Origin of the sequence: Pedobacter hartonius (genome assembly GCF_900107535.1) — a bacterium.
GTDB lineage: Bacteria > Bacteroidota > Bacteroidia > Sphingobacteriales > Sphingobacteriaceae > Pedobacter > Pedobacter hartonius.
The window spans coordinates 53,981-75,651 of the sequence record NZ_FNRA01000003.1; the positions used below are offsets into that span (position 1 = coordinate 53,981).

Sequence of the window (21,671 nt, forward strand, 5' to 3'; positions counted from 1 at the left end):
TCAGTGAATAATAAATCTTAAAATAACCTGCAGTACTATATTTGCATACACCCCTGCAAGTATATCATCGAACATCACTCCCCATCCGCCCGGCAAATCTTCCAGCCTCCGGATAAAAAGTGGTTTTAAAATATCAAAAAAACGAAATAATATTAAACCCAGAAGAATGTTCAGTGGCGTAACGGGAACCCATAACAACGTGATGCACATCCCCGCTACCTCATCGATCACTACCCTGTTATGGTCTTTACCCCATATAGCTTCCACCACATTTCCGGACCAGATGCCCAGGATGGTGATCAGGACAGTCGCGATCAATGCCGGTATAAAATTATGTCCATCAGGATGGGCAACATACCAAACCAGGCAGGTCACCGCAGCAGCAGCAGTGCCGGCACCTTTGCCGATGTAGCCAATGCCTAAGCTTGTGGATGTAATTTTATGAAAAAGCATTTCTATTCTTTTAATTTATTCAGTTCGGGTAAATGGGCATAACTATAACTATCAGACAGGGCATTCTGCCTGTTTGTTAGATCTAAAAATAAAACTCTAATGATATTGATTACAGAATACACAAGCGAATGTTCTTCAATTGTGAGGGCAGAAATTATGGCTAATGCAAGATTCCGAATGTATCCTGCATTAGCCATGTTGTTCTTATTTTTTTTTCTGGTTGTACCAGAAGCGGGTTGAACAATACTTCCCTGGCTTACTGCCTCTCCGGCGAAAGCACCTGCTCCGGTTATCAACGCGCTATTCTTCATATAAATGTTTCAATCACCATTGTGCCATCAACGGCAACTATGTGTATCATATACTAACCTTTACAGGAGTTAGTTGTACTTCCTTAAAAGCGGCGTACATTTTTTCTACTGCTTCATCGATCTGTGCAAAAGTATGGGTCGCCATTAGTGAAAATCTGATCATCGAAGAATCTGATGGTACAGCAGGTGAAACAACAGGATTAACAAAAATTCCATTCCTGTGCAGGATATTGGTGATCAGGAAAGTTTTTATATTATCTCTGATATAAACCGGAATGATTGGACTGTCTGTATGTCCGATATCAAATCCGGCATCTAAAAGTAGCTTTTTTGCATAGTTTGTATTATCCCAAAGTTTATCAATACGTTCCGGCTCCGACTCAATAATGTCAAGGGCAGCAATTACACTGGCTACAGAAGCCGGTGGCATACTTGCGCTAAACATCAGCGATCTCGCTCTGTGTTTAATGAATTCGATAGTTTCTTCACTGGCAGCAATAAATCCGCCCAGCGATGCCAGGGATTTACTGAATGTACCCATGATCAGATCTACCTTGTCTGTAAGGTTAAAGTGAGAAGACACGCCTGCGCCATTAAAACCGATCACACCAAGGCTGTGTGCATCATCCATCATAATGTTGGCACCAAATTCCTCTGCCAGCTGTACAATTTCAGGAAGTTTAACAAGGTCACCCTCCATGCTGAAGATGCCATCCGCAACAATGAGTTTGGCAGAATCTTCAGGAAGCCTGCTTAATTTCTTACGCAGGTCGTCCATATCGTTATGCGCGTATTTGATGGAACGCGAAAACGAGAGACGGCTTCCGTCTATAATCGAAGCATGATCGTATTCGTCCAGAATGAGGTAATCATTTCTGTCCAGTAAACAGGAGATCACACCTAAGTTAACCTGGAAACCTGTACTAAACAGTACTGCTGCCTCTTTTCCTACGTATGCAGCTAACTTTCTTTCCAGTTCCAAATGAATATCCAGTGTTCCATTTAAAAACCTTGATCCGGCGCAACCCGTTCCATATTTCTGTATCGCTGCTTTGGAAGCTTCTTTAATCTTCGGGTGATTGGTTAATCCTAAATAAGAATTAGACCCGAACATTAAAACTTTCTTACCGTCAATGATGACCTCAGTGTCTTGTGCTGACTCTATCGATCTGAAATACGGGTATAATCCTTTTTCCTTAATTGCATTTGCATCTTGAAATGCAGCAATCCTATCGCCCAATTTTTTACGCATGCCTGAATTGTATAATGTTTACTTCAGATAGATTCATAAGTTTATTTTATTCATATACAAATTGATACTAAAAATACCGCAATGAAACATGATCTAATATATTAAAAATATGTTAATTTTAAGATAGACAAAAGTAAATTATTCTTAGACCATAACCGTATTTTAGTCTATAATATTATTGTCAAATAATCACATTAACGTTTTTTTTTGTTTTTTTAACCGGTATTAATTATTATATTTTGGTAAATATAACTCTCGATACGGATTATTTTTCTATTCGGTTTTCTTCTTTAAAATATCATTTCCTATACCAGCTATCAGCATATCTATCATCTCATCAAAATATTCGTTCGTTTGTATCTCAGACAACTCCACAGATAAAGGAAAGTGAAGCCCTCTGAATGCAGTTACCATTACAAACGACATTTTATTCATCCGGTCCGTTGACATTTCTTTAAATTCTCCTGATTGCGAACCGCCTAAAAGGATTTCCCTGATCATATCGATCTGAATCTGTTCATATCTCGACTTGATCCAGATGAGCATTCTCATACTTGCCAGAAGGTCATCAAAAAGAACCTCCCTGAAACTGTGAAAACCAATGATAGACGTAATCTGTGCCTGCAAAAAAGCTTTCAATTTTTCTTTTGCAGTCAGTGAAGCGTTCACAGCTTCCCGTATACGCTTCACTACATTTTTCATTTCATCTTCAACAACAGCCTCGAAGATCTCATTTTTGCTTGGAAAATAATAATAAAGCGTACTCTTTCCTTTACCAGCAGCTGTAGCTATTTCCTCCATGGTTGTTTTTTTCAGACCATGTTTACCAAATAACTTCTTTGCTCCAGATAATATCTCCTCTATTACAATCTCATCCTTTTCCATTCACCAACATAATAAATCATTAGACCGAAATTCAATTATGGTCCAAAAGTATTATAATTTTTTAATTCAACAACTTCTAACTATATAATGCGACATTCAGATGATACTATGTTAAGTTAATATGAATAGGTGCTATAGCCAAAAATCAGTCTGGAATACCATAAAATGAAACATTTTATACTCAATCCTGTTTCATTCGCCGGTCATCTTTGTCATACAGATCGATTAATTTCCCCTGCAAACGGATCACGCTTGATTCCAGTTCCAGAACACGGGATCTGAGCCGTTCAATCTCTCCCTCCTGTTCACTTTTCTCCTCTTCACCTGTGTTCAATAGCTGCCTGATGTCTATTTCGTGGACACTTGCAATCTGATGTATCCTGCTGAAATTGGGATCCGTGATGCCAGTTTCGAGTTTAGAATAAGCCGGAATGGAGATATCCAGTAACTCCGCCATGGCCATTTGGTTAAGGCCTTTTTTCTGACGGAGGATTTTAAATTTTTGTCCAAGTGTTTTCATCATAAAATATTTAATTGGGTGTTTGTTCGAAAATAAAAATAGCAATAAATTAACATAAATATTACAAAAAGAAATTGAAATTTATTGCAATAATATTGGGATTATTTCTATAACCATTAAACAACCACAAATTTTATCCGCAGAAAATATTTTGCCTGGTATATTCACTGCAGGATACCGGAAACATAAAACATTTTAGCATTACCAAAAGAAGGAAATAGCCTCTGGAGCCGTCGGCTCTGGCTGTTCAGAAAGAATTTCAGGGATGAAATAAAAATTTGGAAACAAGCCGCTCTATTATCTGGAACGGCAGACAAAAATCATACAGCGGTTTAGAAAGAAAGCTGAAATTTCACACCGCTGTTCATCAGATTAAGGTCCTGACCGGAAAGTTTTCCGATAGGAACTTTAATAAAAGGCTCGATCTGGATGTTGTATTGTTTAAAGATATTCTGGCGGCGCCCGATAGAAAAGTTAAAAAATCCGAGATAACTATTGCCCTTTAACGGCTGATCGGGAACAGACTCATCCACCTCCTGGGTCTCTAAAGTTCTTAAGACAATATTCTGCCCGGTTGCGGGGTCAGTTGCAGTTCTGCTGACCGATTGTACCTGTGAATAGGTATTGTTTCTTCTTTCGCTGAGTACATTAAAATAGGATACCCCCGCGCTGGTATAATAATGTTTATTCATCTTGTATACGAGTCCAAGAGGTATGTCTATCGCTTTCAGCGTGGCATCAACTGACCGCAGCTGCCTTGAGGCTGCTGCAGAACTAAATGAATAATTAGCTTCGGAGGCATTCGGACTGGCCTGGGCAGCACCCCCGCCGGAAGCAGCTCCCGGAGTATTTTCGCCGGAACCCAACTGCAGGAGAGAAATTCCGGAACTTAATGAAAATTTATTCGAAATCCGGTAGGCTGTTACCAGCCCGCCACCGAAATTCACATTCGTGCGTGTGGCAGTGGGCATCACCTGAACACCAAAGTCCCATTTTGAACCTGATTCCTTTTTCACTTCCTTAGTACCGGCCTTTCTGGTTTCCGCAAGCATAAATTCAGCTGTACTTATCTTCCTTTTCTCAGGAATAGTTACGGTATCCTTTTTCGCGCTCTGCTGAACCGGCTGTGCCGGTAGAGAAGTATTAACATTAACCTGGGTCACAGCCTGATCTTTTGCCTGTGTAAGGGCATGATCTTTTATCTGAATCCCAGACGGCTCTCCCGGAGGTGCCGAAACCTTGTTCCTGTCTGCCATAACGGCGCCTGCCGGCACTCTATCTGCCGCCTGCCCAGCTCCCCTTTGAGCATACAAGCTTCCTTTATTTAATATTTTGCCTGAATGCCCTGCTGTTCCTGCGGGAATTACTGTTTCAACAGGAATTACTGATCCTGCTGTCGTATGTTTAACCTGCGCTGCAGCTTTATCTTTTTCAATTGCTCCATTTACCTTAACGGGATCATGAGGTACGGAAACAGCAGGTTTGTTTTTTGCTACCGGTGTTCCAGCAGCTTTCTTTTCATTCAGGTCCTTCAGATTGAACAATACTACGGAAACGATCAGGAACAATACAGCAGCAACTTTAATCCACTGAGAAAAAAACGGGTACTTTTTCTTTTGATGTTGCTGAAAAGCTTCCCATTCTCCCGGAACATAGGATTCCTCATAATCTTCGAAAAGATCAGCTATCTCCTTTATCAATTCTTTATTAGATTGTTCCATCTGTAATTTTAATACTTTTTTTATAGAGGTCTCTTAATTTCTGTTTTGCCCTGGTGAGATACGTCCGGCTGGAGCTGACTGGTATATTTAGCATGGAGGCGATGTCATCATGACTGAACCCTTCGATCTCATACAGGTTAAAAACCGCCCGGTGAAGGTCGGGAAGTTCATTCAGCAGCTTTAGTATATCGTCTACAAATAACTTTTGCTCCACATCCACATGGCCTGTTTCTACCTCATCATATTCATCAACATAGGTCAGCGCAGTTTTATTTGCCCGTATCTTATCCAGTGCTGTACGCACGGTAATGGTTGAAAGCCACGATTTAAATGTTTTCTGAAATTCCAGGAGATCACCGCCATGCCTGAAATCGTACATTGTTTTGAACGCTTTCATAAAACTATCATTCACCACTTCCCTCGCTATATTACGGTCTTTGAAATAACGGGTTGATATCCCCATCAGATAGCCCCAGTAATGCACATAGATACGTTCTTGTATGCGCTCATCGCGCACACTCAGACCCGCAATGATCTCCCGGAACATTGTATCTTTTTTATCCACGCTACGCTAAACCTGCCTTTTCAGTCAATATATCTAATTTTTACCTTGCGTTGAACGCAGCATTTATCGGTTAAACGTATCCCGTTGCTATAACGCTACAACCTAAGTTTTATCAAAAATAATAAAAAACGATGTAGCGTTATGCAAATAACTCCCGTTTTAACCTCAAAAACATATTATAAAATTAAACAGTTTAAACATGAAATTAAATCCTACCCTCTTTTCAAAAAAAACGGGAAGATCTTCCATTCTTATAGCAATGTTACCTGCAGCTATTTTTTTCAGCTCATGCTCGAATCATGATGACAATGTAGCTGTTCCGAATCAGGCCGCCTTTTCTGTGACCAATGCTTCCCCAACCAAAACACCGCTGGATTTTTATCTTGATAACCAGAAAGTAACTACCAGGGGCACCTTACCAACCGGAAGTAACACCGGCTATTTTCTTGCAGTATCAGGAACAAGAACAGGAGTAGTAACTGCTTCGGGATCTACAACTAGCCTCCATACTGAAAAACTGAAACTGGAAACAGACCGCTTCCATACTATTTTTATCATCAATTCAGCAGATACCCTGTCGTTCCTGAATCTCACAGATAATTTCAATAACCCGCAGCAGGGTAAAGCGCTGATCCGCTTCGTTAACCTTTCTCCTGATTCCCCGATTTACAGCCTGGAATATGAAGGAGATACGACTGCATTTACCAATAAGGCATACAAGGATTTTACTGCATTTAAAAGTGTAACTGCAAAAACAGGCATTAATCTGAATTTAAGGAACACGGCGACGAATGCAATTGTAGCTACACTGCCCAATGTTGAGTTGAAAAATCAGCAAATCTACACTGTATGGGCGAAAGGCCTCGTTGCGGCCGCTCCTACTGACACCCTTCAACGAATAGGCATTAAGATTACCAGGCTGGTTCAAAATTTCTAATCAACCCGGTATAACTGTTAATACCCTTTATTTCCTATCACCCGAACCATCTGAATTGTGCTTTCAGGTGGTTCTTTTTTTATCTGCTGCCCTGCTTTAAGATAAATGCGCCGAGCATAACAGAAACCACAATGCCGGAGATGCCGGGGAAAAGAATAAAAAGATAAAGTATACCGCTGACCGCGATCACAGCCAGCACAAATAATAAGCCCTTAAGAGGCGTTTCCATTTTAAATGCAGCTATAAGGGTAAATAAATAGAAGGTTGCAGCGAGTATTTCTAAGAACATGCTGCAAATATGATGATCCTAATGTTAATTTAATGTTAAGCCATATTCATAATTTCATTCCTGTGACAATCACTGAAATATTCCTGCTTTCAGGTCAGCAGGTTAGGGTGTTCCTGGTACGTTTTCCATAGAAATTCCGCAAACAGGGAATTTACCCATGGAAACGAAGCCCTGGTATATTGTTTAGGATTGTCAACATGGAAAGATTCATGCATAAATCCGGTATCACCATGGCTTTTCTGCAACATAGTCAAACACTGTTTGATCTCGTCTTCGTCAGTACTGGTCAATCCCCTGGCTATAATGCTCATTGGCCACACCATATTTTTCCCAATATGCGGGCCACCTATCCCTTCTGCCATCTTACCCTTGTAAAAAAATGGATTATCAGCGGAGAGTACCATTTTCCTGGTATTCAGGTACACAGGGTCGCCCATGGATACCGCCCCCAGATATGGAAGCGCCAGAAGGCCGGGGATACTTGCATCGTCCATCAGGCTGTAACTCCCCAGTCCATTGATTTCATAGGCAAATATTTTACCATGGGTTTCATGCTCAATGATTGCATATTTCTGCAATGCCTGCCTTACTTCCATGGCCAGTGCATCCATCTCATCCGCTACTTTTGCATCAGCCTTAATTACCCTGAAGAGCTCAGCGGCCTGCCGTAAGCTGACCACAGCGAAAAAATTCGAAGGTATTAAAAATGAAAATATGGTTGCATCCTCACCAGGCCTGAAAGCAGAACAGATCAGCCCTACCGGCTTTACCGGATACCCAAAGCCCTGCAGAGCCAGACTATCTGTAGCCCAGGCGGTAGCCCTTTGAAAATGATATGGACCATCATTATCTTTACGCTGCTGTTCTTTAAAGGTCTTAAGCACCGTTTTCATGGCTTCCTGCCAGTTGGCATCGAAATGACTGGTATCCTTTGTCTGCTGCCAGTACCGGTACGCCAATCGGATCGGATAACAAAGGGAATCGATTTCCCACTTACGCTCATGAACACCGGGAAGCATATTGGTCAGGTCTTCTTTAAATTCCGAAGTTTTCGTCGGGTCATTAAAGAACGAACTTGCATAGGGGTCTTTCAGAATATATTTTGCCTGGCGGTTGATCACCCCGGCAACAAGATCTTTTAATACTTTATCTTTTCTTAAAAAAGGAAGGTATGACCATACCTGGGCCGAGCTGTCGCGCAGCCACATGGCATCCGCATCCCCGCTGCTGATAAAGGTGTCTGGCCTTCCTTCAAAATCAGTAAAGGTGACTGAAGTATCCAGTGTATTGGGAAAACAATTATTAAATAACCAGGCAAATTCTTTGTTTTTCACTTTTGAAGTAAACTCATTGATCACATTTTCTACCACCTTACTGTTAAAACGGCGTAAGGCCGGTACTCTTCTTACCAGGGGAAAATCAGGTTCCGCGGCGAATGATAACATTTTCCCTGAGAATAAAGCGGCAGTTAAAAGTCCTGCCTTCTGTACAAAAGATCTTCTTTCCATGAATTATATATAAAATGATTCTAATGCAAGGAGCATTAAAAGGTCTTTCAAATATGATATAAATTTTCAAACTTAACCTGCTGCATCAAATCATTCTACTCCCGCTACTTGCATGGGGATGGTATAAATAGCAGTAGAGGCCGTGATAAACAGATCGGTACGATTTTTACCACCAAAACATACATTTGCCGTCCATGGTTCTTTTACCTCTATATGACCGATGAGTACGCCTGCGGGGCTATAGATAAAAACACCTTTGCCTGTCAGGTAAAAGTTGCCTTTGTTATCCATCGTCATGCCATCAGAGCCCTGTTCAATGATCAGCTTCTGCTCAGCGAGATCACCATTTTTTAAGATGGTGTAACGGTAAGTTTTATTCCGCTGGATATCGGCAACATACAAATATTTACCATCAGGTGTCCCCACAATACCGTTGGGCTTTGAGAGATCTTCCGCCACTATCCTGGCCTTTGCCTGTTTACCTGCGGGCAGATAATAAACTTTCTGACCTTCTATTTCCGGCTTTTGCCTTGTCCAGTAGTCGCGCTGGTAATATGGATCTGTAAAGTAAATCCCTCCCCTGCCGTCCAGCCAGAGGTCGTTCGGCCCGTTCAGTTTCTTTCCGTCCACATTTTCCAGCAGTACCTCCACTTTTCCGTTTCTGTCAACAGACCACATTTCATTGTTTTCATCGGCACAAGCGAGCAATTTCCCCTTACGGTCAAAGTAAAGTCCGTTGGCGCGTCCGGCTTTGTCTTTAAACAAAGAGAGTTTACCATTAATATCATATTTCCAGATCTGATTATTGGGCTGATCCGTAAAATACACGTCACCCCCGGAGTTTACTGCAGGCCCTTCAGTAAAAGAAAACTGGCGGGAAATCAGCTTCAGGCTATCCTGGCTGAACAATTGGGCGCTGCTTTGAAAGGTGGTAATGCTCAATAACAGCGTCATAAGAAAAGGCAGTGACGACGTACGCTGGGGGTATAAATATTTCATAGTTAAATTTATAGAACAAAACTATAATATAACCCCAAAAATCAAACCAGAATAAATAGCAATACATAAAATATTTTATACGGTATAACTCCTCTCCTAAATATTAAATTATAGTTTTTAAGATTATATTAGCTTTATGAATAGCTTTTACAATAATTATAAAGGGATTATCTGGTTGCTTGCGGGCATTCTTGCGGGCAGCATTGCGGGGCTGATATTTGGTCAGCGTGTCAGCATCCTGAAGCCTATAGGTGACATCTTCCTCAACTTATTGTTTACCGCGGTCATTCCACTTGTATTTTTCTCCATTGCATCAGCTTTAGGCGGATTAAAAGAAACCAGTAAGCTCAGTAAAATGATGGGCGTAATGACCCTTGTGTTCCTGGCAACAGTGCTGATTTCCGCCTCATTGACCATCCTCGCCGTTAAAATATTCCCCATTCATGAGCATATGGCTGCGGCAACTTTAACGGAGACCATTGTAAAAAAACCTTTTGGGGATCAGCTCACGCAACTTCTGACCACCAGTGAGTTCTTTGAGCTCATGTCGCGTAAAAGCATGCTGGCCATGATCATTTTTTCTGTGCTGACAGGTTTTGCCACGCTGCGTTCAGGAGAGTCAGGTGCCGCCTTTTCCAGATTCCTGCATTCAGGTAACGAAGTATTTAAAAACGTATTTGTCATCATCATGAAGCTGGCGCCTATCGGTCTGGGTGCATATTTTGCCTACCAGGTTGGTGTCTTTGGTCCCCAGCTTTTTGGCACCTATGCCCGTTCCTTAGGAATCTATTATGGAACAGGTGCCTTTTATTTCATTTTCCTTTTCACGTTTTATGCTTTTGTGGCCGGCGGGGTAAAAGGCATCAAAAAATACTGGAAGAACAATATTATCCCTTCAGCAACTGCTGTAGGTACCTGCAGCAGTATAGCCAATATTCCTGCCAATTTAGATGCCGCCGAAAAGATGGGTATTCCTCAATATATTTCAAACGTGACGATCCCGCTGGGTGCAACCCTTCATAAGGACGGCTCAAGTATTTCTTCGATTATCAAAATGGCGGTTGTATTTGCCCTTTTCGGAAAAGGTTTCGATAGTATGGAAACCATTGCCCTTGCATTGGCGATGACCGTGCTGGTGAGTATTGTTGAAGGGGGCATTCCCAATGGCGGTTATGTAGGAGAATTGCTGTTTATATCGGCTTATGGATTTCCGCCAGAAGCGCTTCCGCCAGCCATGATCATTGGCACCCTGGTAGATCCAATGGCAACCTTGCTCAATTCTACGGGAGATACCGTTGCAGCTATGCTGGTTACCCGCTTTACGGAAGGAAAGAACTGGTTGTCTACAAAGGCATAAAGCCATTTTCAACATGGTGATCATGCAGGCCAACGACAGAATAGTGCCTTGGAAGATACCAGGTTACCGTTTGCATCATATTGCGGTAGTGTTCTTCCGACTCAAAGGATTCGGGCGTGATATTAAAGGCAAGGTCCTGGCTCATCTCTTCTCCGTTCTTGCGCATCATCAGCATCACTTTAGGATCCTGAATGCCATTCAACTCAAAAAAATCCTTTAATAACTTTCTTGTCTGCACCGGAAGTATAATTTCCGAGGGCTGGCCCACCATCACCTCTTCACCCTGTGCGACTGTTTCTTCGGTATTGCTGCTATTGCTGAACAGGCTTTCGAGCGTAAAGAAACTGCCATTCAAATGGTAATTTAAGATATCGCCGTAGGTCAGTACCCAGTCGGGCTGACCGGCACCAGGATTGATGACGACACCATATCCCCTTTCCACCAGGAAACCACCGATCATTTCGTGGATCACGTAAGACTGAAACTCCTCTCCCGGTTCAGGAACAAACAACTGAAAATAAGGGAAGCCGTCAGGCCCGGCGATCAGCTGTGGTGTTCCGCAGCGGAAAGCGGCCAAAGGCAGGTCCGCTAAAAACTGGTTCACCCAACTTTCTGTTCTCTCTTCTCTCGGTACTGTCAGAAGTGTTGCAATGGACTGCGTTTTTTCCAGGTCTCCCTTATGAATCTGCTGGCTATTTTGCTGAGCCGGTGCAGCAGAAGTGATTTCTTCAGCTTGCTTTTTTGGTTCAGTTGGTTTTGCTGTTTCAGTCTTCCTGAAAATATCGAATAGTCCCATGTAATTAAATTTGCTTCCCGTCCGGTGTACCCTTCCTCTGAGAGTCAAATTTAACAAATTCCGGAGAGATATAACGACCTAAAGTATCTTTAAATAAACACTTCAAAATGACCTACTTATAATTTACCCAAAATGACCGGCTGTATTTGTGCTGATTTCATGGTTAAAGTTTGACGACCAAAGAATATGAATGCTGATTGTAATGCCTGATAATTAGTGGTCTTTAAAAAGAATTTAACAGGAATTTCCAGCGGGTTTATATTGAGTTTTTAACGGGTTCCCAACGGGTTCTGAACGATGAAGACCCGTTCCAAACCCGTTGGGAACCCGCTCCAAAGTCGTTCCGGATATGGATTAAATATTGCTTAAACATCTATTTAAACACAGAAAAAACGAACCTTGTACATCATTCAGATCCGGTTGTCCGCTGGCCTGAACCACAGCAGTAAAAAAAGCAGAGCTGAGATAATTTTTTTATCTTTAAAACATGAACGAGCTGTACTTATCCGAACTTCATATTTATCCTATCAAATCACTCGGTGGGATGAGCCTGCAGCAGGCTCAATTAACAGACAGAGGGTTGAAATATGACAGAAGATGGATGCTCATTGATGCCGGAGGCACCTTTGTTACCCAGAGGAAACATTTTGAACTGGCGATGCTGCAGGTAAGCATCAATGACGGCCGGTTAACTGTTACCCATAAAAAAGATCCGGCAGTTCATATCTCCTTTTCGCTGGATGAAACCACAGGGATCAGCATTCCGGTGAACATCTGGGATGATCAGTCCACAGGACTGGAAGTGAGTACACTCGTCAACGAATGGTTTACCGACTTCATGCAAATGGATGTGCGCTTAGTGCAAATGCCGGCAGATGAACGAAGATTGGTAGATCCAAGATACGCGGAAGACAATGAGATCGTCAGTTTTGCTGACGGCTATCCCTGCCTGATCATCAGCCAGGCATCTTTAGACGGCCTCAACGGAAAACTGACAGATCCGGTACGCATGGACCGCTTTCGTCCCAATCTGGTGTTTACGGGCGGAGAACCGCATATCGAAGATAAATTTACGAGTTTCTACCTGGGTGACACTCTGTTTTCAGCGGTTAAACCTTGTGCCAGGTGTGTGCTGACCACCATAGACCAGCAAACAGGCGCCAAAGGTCAGGAGCCTTTGAAAACACTGGCAGGTTACCGCACGGTAGGAAAAAAAGTGCTTTTCGGCCAAAACCTGATTCATAAAGGCAAGGGCCTGATCAGCGTAGGTGATCAGCTCCGGGTTACAGACTGGAAACCGACAGCCTGAAAACTCCGGCCATTCTTACCGGGATAGAAAAAGCGTCCTTCAGCAGTACAGCGCGGTAATGCGCAAGGATAATCCGTATTACTCCACCATGTGTGACCACAGCCACCGTTCCAAAGGGCTGCTGTAAAAGCCCCTTCCAAAATTGAAAGATGCGCTGCTCCATTTCCAGCATGGTTTCTCCGTTGGGAGGTGAAAGACGGACAAAATCATTCATCCAGGCGTCAGAGGCTACACGGTCCACTGTATCCCATGTCTGCCCTTCCCAATCGCCAAAGTTCAGCTCCTGCAGTGCTGCATCAGTGGTATAAACAGTTGAAATAGCCGCTGCAAGTTGTGTACACCTGGAAGAAGGACTCGAATATACGGCTTCAATGGCCGGAGGCAGCTGTTTGAGCATCTCCTCCTTCTCCTCCAAAAAGCTGTCAGCAAGTGGTACATCCCTTCGCCCGTAGATCATTCCCTTTGTAACCAGGGGTGTAGTATGCCTGATCAGATAAATTTCCATATCAGGAATAACGACAAATAGATCACTACTTCTGTAAGCTGCTGTACGGCACCAAGACAGTCGCCCGTATAACCGCCAATCCATTTTTTGAAATAATAGCCCAGGTAATAACTCAGCAGCACCACCGGAATAAGAATAAAAGCAATGGACGAAACACCTGTATAAAAGATCAGGCCAGCCAAAGGTAAAAGTGTTAAACCGGCAGCAATGATCAGGTTAACGGCCCGGCCTTTGTCCACCGCGCTGCCAATCTTACTCTCTGCACTGCGGGCATAACTTTGACTAAAAACAACCATGATCGCTGCAAAACGGCTTAAAGAATGTGCAATAATAAAAATACCGAGAATGACCAACGCGTTAACATCAGTGGTCACCTGTATCGTTGCAATGAATTTTATCCCCAGTAACAGCACCAGTCCTGTAACGCCATAAGTGCCCAGGCGGCTGTCTTTCATAACCTCCAGGATCTTCTCTTTCGTCCAGCCCCCGCCAAAGCCGTCACATACATCGGCAAAGCCGTCTTCATGAAAAGCTCCGGTAAGCAATACCGTTGCGACCATAGAAAACAATACTGCCAGTGCATTTCCAAAAAGGAAGTTAAAAAGCAGATAAACAACTGCCGCAACACCTCCTGTTATCCAGCCAATTAACGGCAGGTACCTGATGGAATCAGGCAGCAGCGCTGTGCTGCCCTTATGTACAAAAGCGGGTGCAGGCAGCCTGGTATAAAAAGATAAGGCCGTAAAAAAAAGTTTCAGTTCCCTGTTGATCATAAGCGCTGCTCTAACTGTTTCTTCAAATATAAGGGCAATCCGGAGACGATAAATACGGCCTCCGCGGCCTTTGCGGCTACATACTGATTTGCCCAGCCCTGCAGGTCTGCAAACTGACGCCCTATAGCCGTCTCTGCATGCATCCCCATGCCCAGTTCATTGGAAATAATAATAAAGGTAGCCTGTATGGATGACAGCTGGTCGATTTCTTTTTTAAACTCAGCTAAAGACCGTTCGATATCGTTCTCATGATCCATAAAAAAATTTGTAAGCCACAGGGTTACACAATCGATCACTACGGTACGTCCTGTTAAGGGCAGCAGATGAAGGTCACGGTAAGCTTCGAAAGTAGTCCATTCCGGGCCACGGTCATCCTGGTGACGCTTGACCCGTTCCCGGAAATCTTCATCCCAGATTCTGGCTGTTGCAATATATACCGGCGCAGTGCTGAGTGCCAGCGCACGCTGTTGTGCATAAGCACTTTTACCGCTTCTTACACCGCCGCTTACATAGATCAGCATAGGGTTAAGGTTGAGGTGCAGGATCGGTATTTTTAAATCTCTTATACAGGAATAACTGCCATTTCTCTTCGGCTACACCTGCTTTGTCCATTTCCGCACGTGCCAGCGTAAAGAACAGGTCAGACAGGCGGTTAATGTATGCCGGAATAGTTTCATCCACTTCATCTGTGGCACTGAGGCTCACCAACCTTCTTTCTCCCCTGCGCATTTGTGTTCTGATCATATGGCATAATGCGGATATTTCATTCCCTCCGGGAAGGATAAAGTAATCTGAGGGATGCGTCATTGCCCCTTCCAGCTCATCGATCCAGGTCTCGCAAAAAACAGGGCCATCCACCGGCATCGGGTTGGTATTGATTTTTTTCGTATCTGAAGGACGGGCCAGATGAGACATCATATCCATCATATCCTTCTGGATCTTATGGAGGTTAGCCTGCCATTCATGTGTATCGCCCAGTTTTACCCTCAGGAAACCTATGGTCGAGTTCACCTCGTCCAGCGTACCGATACATTCCACCCGCACGTCGTCTTTGCTTACACGTTTTCCGCCAAAAAGCCCGGTGGTTCCTCTATCTCCTTTTTTTGTATATATCTTCATTTTCTTGATTTAAAAGCTTCATAACCGTTTTGATTCCAGTGATGAAGCTAAGGTTTTATTTAGAAATTCAGCGTGTAGCGCAGCGAAAAATTCCTTCCTGCAAGGTTGTACCCACGTTTTTCATAATAGTTTTCATCGGTAATATTGTTTATCAGGAAACTCAATGTATGTTTCTTTTGATAGGTATAACTTGCGCCAAAATCTACGGTCATAAATTCCGGATAAACAACTTCAGGAGACAGCGGATCGTTAAAATCCGTGTCCTTACGTTTACCCACATAACGTCCGCTTAAACGAAGGTCAATTCCTTTTAAATTGTTGTATTCAAGGCCGTAGCTGGCAGTAAAATCGGCCACATTATAAATGTCCTTCGCCGTTTCTGTTCCATCAGCTGCAATAGTGATCTCTTTCGCTTTAGCTGATCTTGTTGTATTGGCAAACAGTTTCAGTGAATAATCTTTAACGGCAAGCGTACCAAAGTCCAGCGCAAATTCTGCCTCAAAACCATTGATATTTGCCTTATTTGCATTTACATAGGTGGTAATGCTGTTGATCTGAAGACCGTCCGGAGTAAGCTGGCTGGCAGGAGGAATAGTTCTTTGCGTAGTGATCCTGTCTTTTACCGAAGTGCTGTAGTAGGTAAAATCTGCACTCAAACCCAGTTCGGCTTTGGAGAACCTCAAACCTGCGTCCCAGGAAATACTGTTTTCATTTTTCAGATTAGGATTTCCCTGTGTAACTGTGGCCTTGCCTCCTGAAAGAATTTCAGAATAGCCTGCTACATTGTAAGCATCCGGCGTTACGAAAGCCCGCCCGGTACTGGCATGTACAGTAAGTAACTTCATGGCCGTGTATTGTGCCGCCAAACTCGGGCTCACAAAAGGATTGGTTTGTTTTCCGCCGGCATAGGTGGTTAACAACGGGGTTTGTTTTACATCATAAGTGATCAGGTCCAGGCGTATTCCCGGGTTGACCACCAATTTGTTATCCAGAAAATTTAATTGTCCCTGCACATAGGCAGCAGCAGAATTCAGGCTGTAATTCGGGGAGAAAGGCGCCTTTTCAACTCCTGTCGGCAGGAAAGACTGTGAACTTGTAGCCGCACTGCTGTAATCCAGTCCAAAAATCAGTGACTGCCGGCCTATCGTCCAGGCATCTTTGGCCTGAATGCCTTTCCAGCTGGCAGAACTTTTAAATGAAGTGTAGGGGGCAATCTTTACACCGCCTGAGGTCAGCGTATAATTTACGTTGTTCTCCTCTGAAGTATATCCCTTTAGTGACAGCTTATGATTTGGGAAATTGCCCGAAAGTGTGGCCTCTTCATTATGGCGTTTGATGTCTTTGGTACTTGGCTGTGCATTGCCATAAAAAATATCGCTGGGTGCTTCTATATTTTTAGCCACAAAACGCTCTCCCCTAACATCCAGTCTCCAGCGGTTACTGATCTGGTACCCTAATCTTAAACTTCCCGTATTGTAATTCAACCGTGTATATTCCCGTCTTAAACCATCAGAACGGTCGTCGTCAACCTTAACCGGCCCTGTGGTATAATTATAAGTTGCCTGATCAGCATTCAGGAGATCCCTGAAAAGATTTCCTTTACCCAGTTTCATGTTGCTGTTCCTGTCATAAGTGAGAAAGGATAAATTGAAATCCAGTTTCTTCGTGATATTTCCACCGGCATCTGCCCCCAGTTTCGAGGTCTCATATGAGCCATATTCTGCAAAAACATTACCGTGTACATCACCGGAAGACCTTTTGGTGATGATATTTACCACGCCGCCCATTGCCGATGAGCCGTATAAGGCTGAGGCCGGGCCTTTCAGTACTTCTATCCGTTCTATATCAGCGGGATTAATGGTTGCGATGCTCACCGTACCGGCAGGGCGACCGTCTACCAGCAATAAAGAACGCTGATTTAAACCACTGATCTGCGGCCTGAAACCCCTTATACCAATACCGGCCGACAGCCCCGGGTACTGGATAATATTCAGGGAGGAATTCTTTTTTAGCAGGTCGGTTACTTCTCCTGATGGTGTCAGCGCTATTGCGGCTTTGGAAATTACCGTCATGCTTTGCGGCACATCACGCCTTTTCGTCTCCGTCCGTAAGGAAGTCACCACCACTTCGTCCAGGGCGTTGGTCTGTAGCGTATCAGGTTTCTTCTTTTCCTGCGCCAATGCGGAACTACTGATCAATACGGCGCCGATGAGTATGTTTTTAAAAGATGAGAGTTGTAGATTTTTATTCATTTGATTGTTGTTTGTATAAATCTAAAGCCACTGGTGCTCAACTGCAGAGAGGCGAAGCTAAGGGAAACACTAAGTGATCCCGGGTTGGTCGAGGGCATGCAAAAGTGAGCTCAGGGTATTAAATGATAATTTATCGCCGCCTGTATCCAACAACCAAAACATCAGTCCCCCTTCTTCTGATACCGTAATTCTCCGGACTGCTGCCGGAGTAACCGCATATCCTTTCCTGATCAGCGCCTTCCTGGTCCAGAAAGCAGCAGTACCTTCTCCTGTTACGCTCAGCTCCTCTTTCCGGGGATGGTGAATATGAAATGTGCCTGTAGCCGCATCAAATGAGAGTCCGTCTTTATCAAAGGCCTGCTGAAAAGATCCGTCTAAAATCAGTTCTTCAGGCAATCCGGCCGCCAGATGACCACCGCTGTCCATCAGCCAGATCTGGTCTGCCACCTGTAGTGCCAGGTCAAGCTCGTGGGTAGAAATAAGAATTGCCTTACCGGTTTCTTTTGCCAGCTGATGCAATAAACGCATTAGCTGAATCCTGCTGGGCAAATCCAGGTGTGCTGTAGGCTCATCGAGGATGATCAGTGGTGTGTCCTGAGCTATTGCACGTGCCAGCATTACTTTCTGACATTCGCCATCACTGAGGCTGTCCATTTTCCGGTTCAGAAAGGCCGCAGTACCGGTCGCATCGATGGCATAATCTATAGCAGTTTTATCGGTCTGATTTAAAATACCCAGCCAGCCGGAATACGGATAACGTCCCAGAGAGATCAGCGAATACACGTCCAGATTTCCGGAGCGGACATTGTCGGTCAGCACCAGGCTGATCTGCCTTGCAATATCAGCAGGCTTTAACCCCTTCAAATCCTTTCCTTCCAGCTGAATGTTTCCCGAAACTGCCTTCTGCAAACCTGAAACAGTTCTGAGCAGGGTTGACTTGCCGCAGCCGTTAGGCCCCAGCAAACAGATCAGCTGACCTGCATACAGGGATAAGTTTAATGGCCCGGCAATCACCTTTAAATGGCTTGTACCAGGATGATAACCTATCGTCAGCGCTGTCGTATGTAATATAGCCTGTTGCTTTTCCATCAAAATCCCCTCAGTTTATTTGGCCCGGCAATGATCCAGATCACCACCGGAGAACCTACCAGTGCCGTGATCACATTAATTGGCAGTACCGTTTGGCTGCCAGGCAACTGTGCTACAATATCACATATCAGCATCAGCACTGTACCCACCAGGCAGCAAGCCGGAATAAGAATCCGGTGGCTCGAGGTATGGAACAGCGCCCGCGAAAGATGGGGAACAGCGATCCCTATAAAACCTATAGGCCCGCAAAAAGCAGTGATCCCACCGGCAAGCACACTGGTGCTCAACACGATCAGTAAACGCGCATGCTGTACCGTTAAACCCATGCTGCGTGCATAGTTATCCCCCAGCAATAAAGCATCCAGTAACTTGGAGGAAAAGAATGAGATCAGGAGCCCGGTAGAAACGACGATTGCCAGGATCAGCAGCTGATTTCCGGTGACCCCTCCGAGCGAACCGAAAGTCCACATCAGGTAGTCCTTGATCAGCTCAGGAGAACTGAAGTATTGCCAGATGCTGATGACCGAGAGGGTGATATTGCCAATCATCACTCCAACAATCAGTACAATAACGTTATCCTTTAGAGAGGACGATATCGAAACAATGACTACCATGATAAGGGCTGCCCCAATTGAAGAAGCAGCGATCACCAGCCAGCTGCCGGAGATCCCCAGTTCCCTGATGGTATACAGGCTGGTGATACTCCCTGCAGAAAGCATAACCAGGGCTACGCCAAGGCTTGCTCCTGCGGTAATTCCTAAAACTGAAGGACCAGCAAGTGGATTGCGGAAAAGCGTCTGCATCTGCAGGCCGCTGACCGACAGGCCGCAACCGACGATGATTGCGGTCATTGCTTTAGGCAGCCTGATCTTCTCTATGATATAGATCCAACTTTCATTAGCGGCATCAGGTCTAAAGAGAATCCTGACGACTTCCTTTACAGGGATATGTACAGAACCCAATGCTACATCGAGCAGGAAAGCCATCACCAGCAGGGAAAGCAATACCAGAATTTTTATTTTATTCAATGGACTAAAATTAGGAGAGATCAGTCAATACTTATTTCAATGATCAGTTCAGTTGCTTGTAATATACCAGCTGGTGGCCCGGCAGCAATTCCGGGTGAAGAATTTTGATCAGGTCGGCCAGGATCAGCTGCGGACTTACCGCACCGGATTCCCAGTAGTCATTTGAGCCCAGGTCATTTACCCTTTTGTTATTATTGAAGATGTTCCCGTTTTTAAAGGGTTTAAAATCTGCATAACGGGCATCTATCGCGCGGATGTCCTTTTTGGAATCCACATAGCCTGCATTCAGCCAGAAATCGGCTTTTAACGCTTCTGGTGCTACCGTTTCAAAGTTCAGTGCAAGGCTCCCTTTTCCTGTAACGTTCATCCATCGGTAGGTAGTCCCTGCGTCTTTAAAGAACTGCGCCATATAACTGTCCCCATCCGGCACATTCCAAACCCCTTTAAAGGGCATGCCCGTAATGACAGAAGGTTTGGCAAGAGCACTCCTACCGATCTTAGCCAGGCGCTGGTATTCTTTTGCTATCGCATCAAATTTAGTGTTTACCAGTTTTTCCCTGTTGGTTAGTGCGGCCATTACCTTCACCCATTCTGCGCGGCCCAGCGGAGTTGTCTCCAGCCATTCGGCATTGAGCATGACAGGGATTCCGGCATCGGTCAGCGTTGCATACTTTGAGAATTTCGCATCCGGGTTGCCCATAACGATCACCAGCCCTGGTTTCATGCTGATCAGCATTTCGTCGTTCATTGTTCCGTCTACACCTACATCTTTTACTTTACCGGCAGCGATGTTTTTTCTCACCAGGGGCGAGGTGATGTATTTGAAGCTGCCCAGACCTGTAATGACATCAGCAACCCCCGCAAAATCTGCCTGCGCTACATGGGTAGACGACATGGCAACCAGCTTCTTTACAGGAATTTCTATCAGCTGTGCTTTGGCGTATCCCTCAGGGGCTTTCAAACCTTTTGGCAGCAATACATACTGCGCCGTATCGGCATCAGGCCCGAAGCCTGAATAAATATTCAGCAGTTTATAGCCATCGTAATAGTCAATACCGAAGCCTTTGGCATACCTGATTTCAGCAGCCCCTGTTTTTGCAGCAGTATGCTTCTTGACAGCCGGTGCCTGCCGGCATGAACTGCCCAGCAACAGGAAAACAAGCAAACAGGAAAATGTCCCTGCACGTGTAGGATTTTTTATCTTTTTGATCATAACTGTTGGCCTTTCTTCCGAAAGCGTAAGTAAACATGTATAAGGCAGGTCTTCTGACTTCCTCAAACTGTCGCCTTCCCCCCTTTTCAGAAAGTGGCATCTTAACAGTTTTTTTAGCGAGGTTTACAGCAGCGGAGACTGTTCTGGATTTACACCAGCATTCCCTATTAAAGCATTTCCTTAGAAATACTACCTAATGCTGCAAACCTAAGAGAAAAATTTCAACTCTACTAAATCGGCAGGTAATTATTTTATAAAGTTTAAAACAAATGCAACCCGGTCGGCTTCAGCAATTTTTGGAACGTCGGTCAGTTCAAAGCCGAAACCGGTATAAGTTTCCCTGATCGTGTCATAAATCGATCCAGATTCCTCAAAACTCTGCCAGCGTTCCGCATCGTTCACATAAATCGCCTCCCAGGGGGGGAGAATGAATACCTGATTTTCATAAGGGTGGCGCAACAGATCATCCAGATAGGCCTGGGGCATCGGCAGACCGGCGATCCTGAGATAGGCAATCACATCCGGTATTCCCCGATCGAAAAAGGTAAGCGTGTTTTCCGCGCTCTGCTGCCAGGCACCGGTCATCCTGGCGATCACCTTGTCAGAGAAACAGGAGATATCCAGCCATGGAAGGCAGTCAGAACCTTTTGCCACTTCAGCTTTAATCATTTCCCTCGAGATCTCGGCAGAGCAGGCATAACCCGCTTTTTCCAATCCCTCGATCAATGTGGACTTCCCCGAACCGGGTCCTCCGGTAATGACGTATCTTTTGTTGTTAACCTGCATGAGG

The 21,671-nt window shown here is 44.3% G+C and carries 23 protein-coding genes and 1 riboswitch; of the genes, 3 read left to right on the forward strand and 20 right to left on the reverse strand.

Features of this window, described 5'->3' with window-relative positions:
* The 7 genes from BLW16_RS06240 to BLW16_RS06270 all read right to left on the reverse strand — a co-directional run bounded on the left by BLW16_RS06240 (position 1) and on the right by BLW16_RS06270 (position 5,707).
* The gene (locus BLW16_RS06240; RefSeq protein ID WP_090555726.1) at positions 1-453 is read right to left on the reverse strand and encodes a phosphatidylglycerophosphatase A family protein; all 453 of its coding nucleotides are present in this window, start codon (positions 451-453) and stop codon (positions 1-3) included.
* 2 nt (positions 454-455) lie between these two features.
* Complete coding sequence (locus BLW16_RS06245) at positions 456-764, reverse strand: hypothetical protein (RefSeq protein WP_139298266.1); 309 nt, start codon at positions 762-764, stop codon at positions 456-458.
* A 46-nt stretch (positions 765-810) separates the two neighbouring features.
* On the reverse strand, positions 811-2,016 hold the full coding sequence (spt, locus tag BLW16_RS06250; protein ID WP_090555728.1) for a serine palmitoyltransferase: 1,206 nt from the start codon (positions 2,014-2,016) through the stop codon (positions 811-813).
* Between the two features lie 273 nt (positions 2,017-2,289).
* On the reverse strand, positions 2,290-2,901 hold the full coding sequence (locus tag BLW16_RS06255; protein ID WP_090555729.1) for a TetR/AcrR family transcriptional regulator: 612 nt from the start codon (positions 2,899-2,901) through the stop codon (positions 2,290-2,292).
* 181 nt (positions 2,902-3,082) lie between these two features.
* A complete protein-coding gene (locus BLW16_RS06260) occupies positions 3,083-3,424 on the reverse strand; it encodes a helix-turn-helix domain-containing protein (protein ID WP_245735147.1) in 342 nt (113 codons plus the stop codon).
* Positions 3,425-3,753: 329 nt separating this feature from the next.
* Complete coding sequence (locus BLW16_RS06265; RefSeq protein WP_090555730.1) at positions 3,754-5,142, reverse strand: hypothetical protein; 1,389 nt, start codon at positions 5,140-5,142, stop codon at positions 3,754-3,756.
* On the reverse strand, positions 5,129-5,707 hold the full coding sequence (locus BLW16_RS06270) for an RNA polymerase sigma factor (protein WP_245735148.1): 579 nt from the start codon (positions 5,705-5,707) through the stop codon (positions 5,129-5,131). The genes BLW16_RS06265 and BLW16_RS06270 overlap by 14 nt, the downstream gene beginning before the upstream one ends.
* 199 nt (positions 5,708-5,906) lie before the next feature.
* Here BLW16_RS06270 and BLW16_RS06275 point away from each other — a divergent pair, with 199 nt between their 5' ends.
* Positions 5,907-6,644: a DUF4397 domain-containing protein gene (locus tag BLW16_RS06275; RefSeq protein ID WP_090555731.1), complete on the forward strand. Its 738-nt coding sequence runs from the start codon at positions 5,907-5,909 to the stop codon at positions 6,642-6,644.
* 79 nt (positions 6,645-6,723) lie between these two features.
* Here BLW16_RS06275 and BLW16_RS06280 read toward each other — a convergent pair whose 3' ends face one another.
* The 3 genes from BLW16_RS06280 to BLW16_RS06290 all read right to left on the reverse strand — a co-directional run bounded on the left by BLW16_RS06280 (position 6,724) and on the right by BLW16_RS06290 (position 9,440).
* A complete protein-coding gene (locus tag BLW16_RS06280; RefSeq protein WP_090555732.1) occupies positions 6,724-6,933 on the reverse strand; it encodes a hypothetical protein in 210 nt (69 codons plus the stop codon).
* An 89-nt stretch (positions 6,934-7,022) separates the two neighbouring features.
* Positions 7,023-8,441, reverse strand: a complete 1,419-nt coding sequence (locus BLW16_RS06285; RefSeq protein WP_090555733.1) for a glycoside hydrolase family 125 protein — start codon at positions 8,439-8,441, stop codon at positions 7,023-7,025.
* A gap of 90 nt (positions 8,442-8,531) precedes the next feature.
* Positions 8,532-9,440 (reverse strand): SMP-30/gluconolactonase/LRE family protein, encoded by a 909-nt coding sequence (locus BLW16_RS06290; RefSeq protein WP_090555734.1) that lies wholly within the window; start codon positions 9,438-9,440, stop codon positions 8,532-8,534.
* Between the two features lie 136 nt (positions 9,441-9,576).
* Between BLW16_RS06290 and BLW16_RS06295 the strand changes: the two genes are divergently transcribed.
* Complete coding sequence (locus tag BLW16_RS06295) at positions 9,577-10,797, forward strand: dicarboxylate/amino acid:cation symporter (RefSeq protein ID WP_090555735.1); 1,221 nt, start codon at positions 9,577-9,579, stop codon at positions 10,795-10,797.
* Here BLW16_RS06295 and BLW16_RS06300 read toward each other — a convergent pair.
* Positions 10,784-11,593 (reverse strand): hypothetical protein, encoded by an 810-nt coding sequence (locus tag BLW16_RS06300; RefSeq protein ID WP_090555736.1) that lies wholly within the window; start codon positions 11,591-11,593, stop codon positions 10,784-10,786. The genes BLW16_RS06295 and BLW16_RS06300 overlap by 14 nt on opposite strands.
* 487 nt (positions 11,594-12,080) lie before the next feature.
* On the opposite strand from BLW16_RS06300, the gene BLW16_RS06305 reads away from it, so the two are divergent.
* Positions 12,081-12,902 (forward strand): MOSC domain-containing protein, encoded by an 822-nt coding sequence (locus tag BLW16_RS06305; RefSeq protein ID WP_090555737.1) that lies wholly within the window; start codon positions 12,081-12,083, stop codon positions 12,900-12,902.
* On the opposite strand, the gene cobC is transcribed toward BLW16_RS06305, so the two are convergent.
* The 9 genes from cobC to BLW16_RS06350 all read right to left on the reverse strand — a co-directional run bounded on the left by cobC (position 12,877) and on the right by BLW16_RS06350 (position 21,667).
* Complete coding sequence (gene cobC / locus BLW16_RS06310) at positions 12,877-13,407, reverse strand: alpha-ribazole phosphatase (protein WP_090555738.1); 531 nt, start codon at positions 13,405-13,407, stop codon at positions 12,877-12,879. The two genes, BLW16_RS06305 and cobC, sit on opposite strands and share 26 nt — an antisense overlap.
* Positions 13,392-14,180, reverse strand: a complete 789-nt coding sequence (cobS, locus tag BLW16_RS06315) for an adenosylcobinamide-GDP ribazoletransferase (RefSeq protein WP_217631519.1) — start codon at positions 14,178-14,180, stop codon at positions 13,392-13,394. The genes cobC and cobS overlap by 16 nt, the downstream gene beginning before the upstream one ends.
* Entirely contained in the window at positions 14,177-14,701 is a 525-nt protein-coding gene (locus BLW16_RS06320) for a bifunctional adenosylcobinamide kinase/adenosylcobinamide-phosphate guanylyltransferase (RefSeq protein WP_090555739.1), read from the reverse strand. Before BLW16_RS06320 ends, cobS begins: the two co-directional genes overlap by 4 nt.
* Positions 14,702-14,705: 4 nt before the next feature.
* A complete protein-coding gene (locus BLW16_RS06325) occupies positions 14,706-15,299 on the reverse strand; it encodes a cob(I)yrinic acid a,c-diamide adenosyltransferase (RefSeq protein ID WP_090555740.1) in 594 nt (197 codons plus the stop codon).
* Positions 15,300-15,358: 59 nt separating this feature from the next.
* Positions 15,359-17,551 (reverse strand): TonB-dependent receptor, encoded by a 2,193-nt coding sequence (locus tag BLW16_RS06330; RefSeq protein WP_090555741.1) that lies wholly within the window; start codon positions 17,549-17,551, stop codon positions 15,359-15,361.
* 69 nt (positions 17,552-17,620) lie between these two features.
* Positions 17,621-18,640 (reverse strand): ABC transporter ATP-binding protein, encoded by a 1,020-nt coding sequence (locus BLW16_RS06335; protein ID WP_090555742.1) that lies wholly within the window; start codon positions 18,638-18,640, stop codon positions 17,621-17,623.
* Positions 18,640-19,668 (reverse strand): iron ABC transporter permease, encoded by a 1,029-nt coding sequence (locus tag BLW16_RS06340; RefSeq protein ID WP_217631520.1) that lies wholly within the window; start codon positions 19,666-19,668, stop codon positions 18,640-18,642. Before BLW16_RS06340 ends, BLW16_RS06335 begins: the two co-directional genes overlap by 1 nt.
* A gap of 43 nt (positions 19,669-19,711) precedes the next feature.
* A complete protein-coding gene (locus tag BLW16_RS06345) occupies positions 19,712-20,881 on the reverse strand; it encodes an ABC transporter substrate-binding protein (RefSeq protein ID WP_090555743.1) in 1,170 nt (389 codons plus the stop codon).
* A 26-nt stretch (positions 20,882-20,907) separates the two neighbouring features.
* Positions 20,908-21,092: riboswitch (cobalamin riboswitch) on the reverse strand.
* Positions 21,093-21,127: 35 nt separating this feature from the next.
* Positions 21,128-21,667 (reverse strand): AAA family ATPase, encoded by a 540-nt coding sequence (locus BLW16_RS06350; protein ID WP_090555744.1) that lies wholly within the window; start codon positions 21,665-21,667, stop codon positions 21,128-21,130.
* Positions 21,668-21,671: the final 4 nt, after the last annotated feature.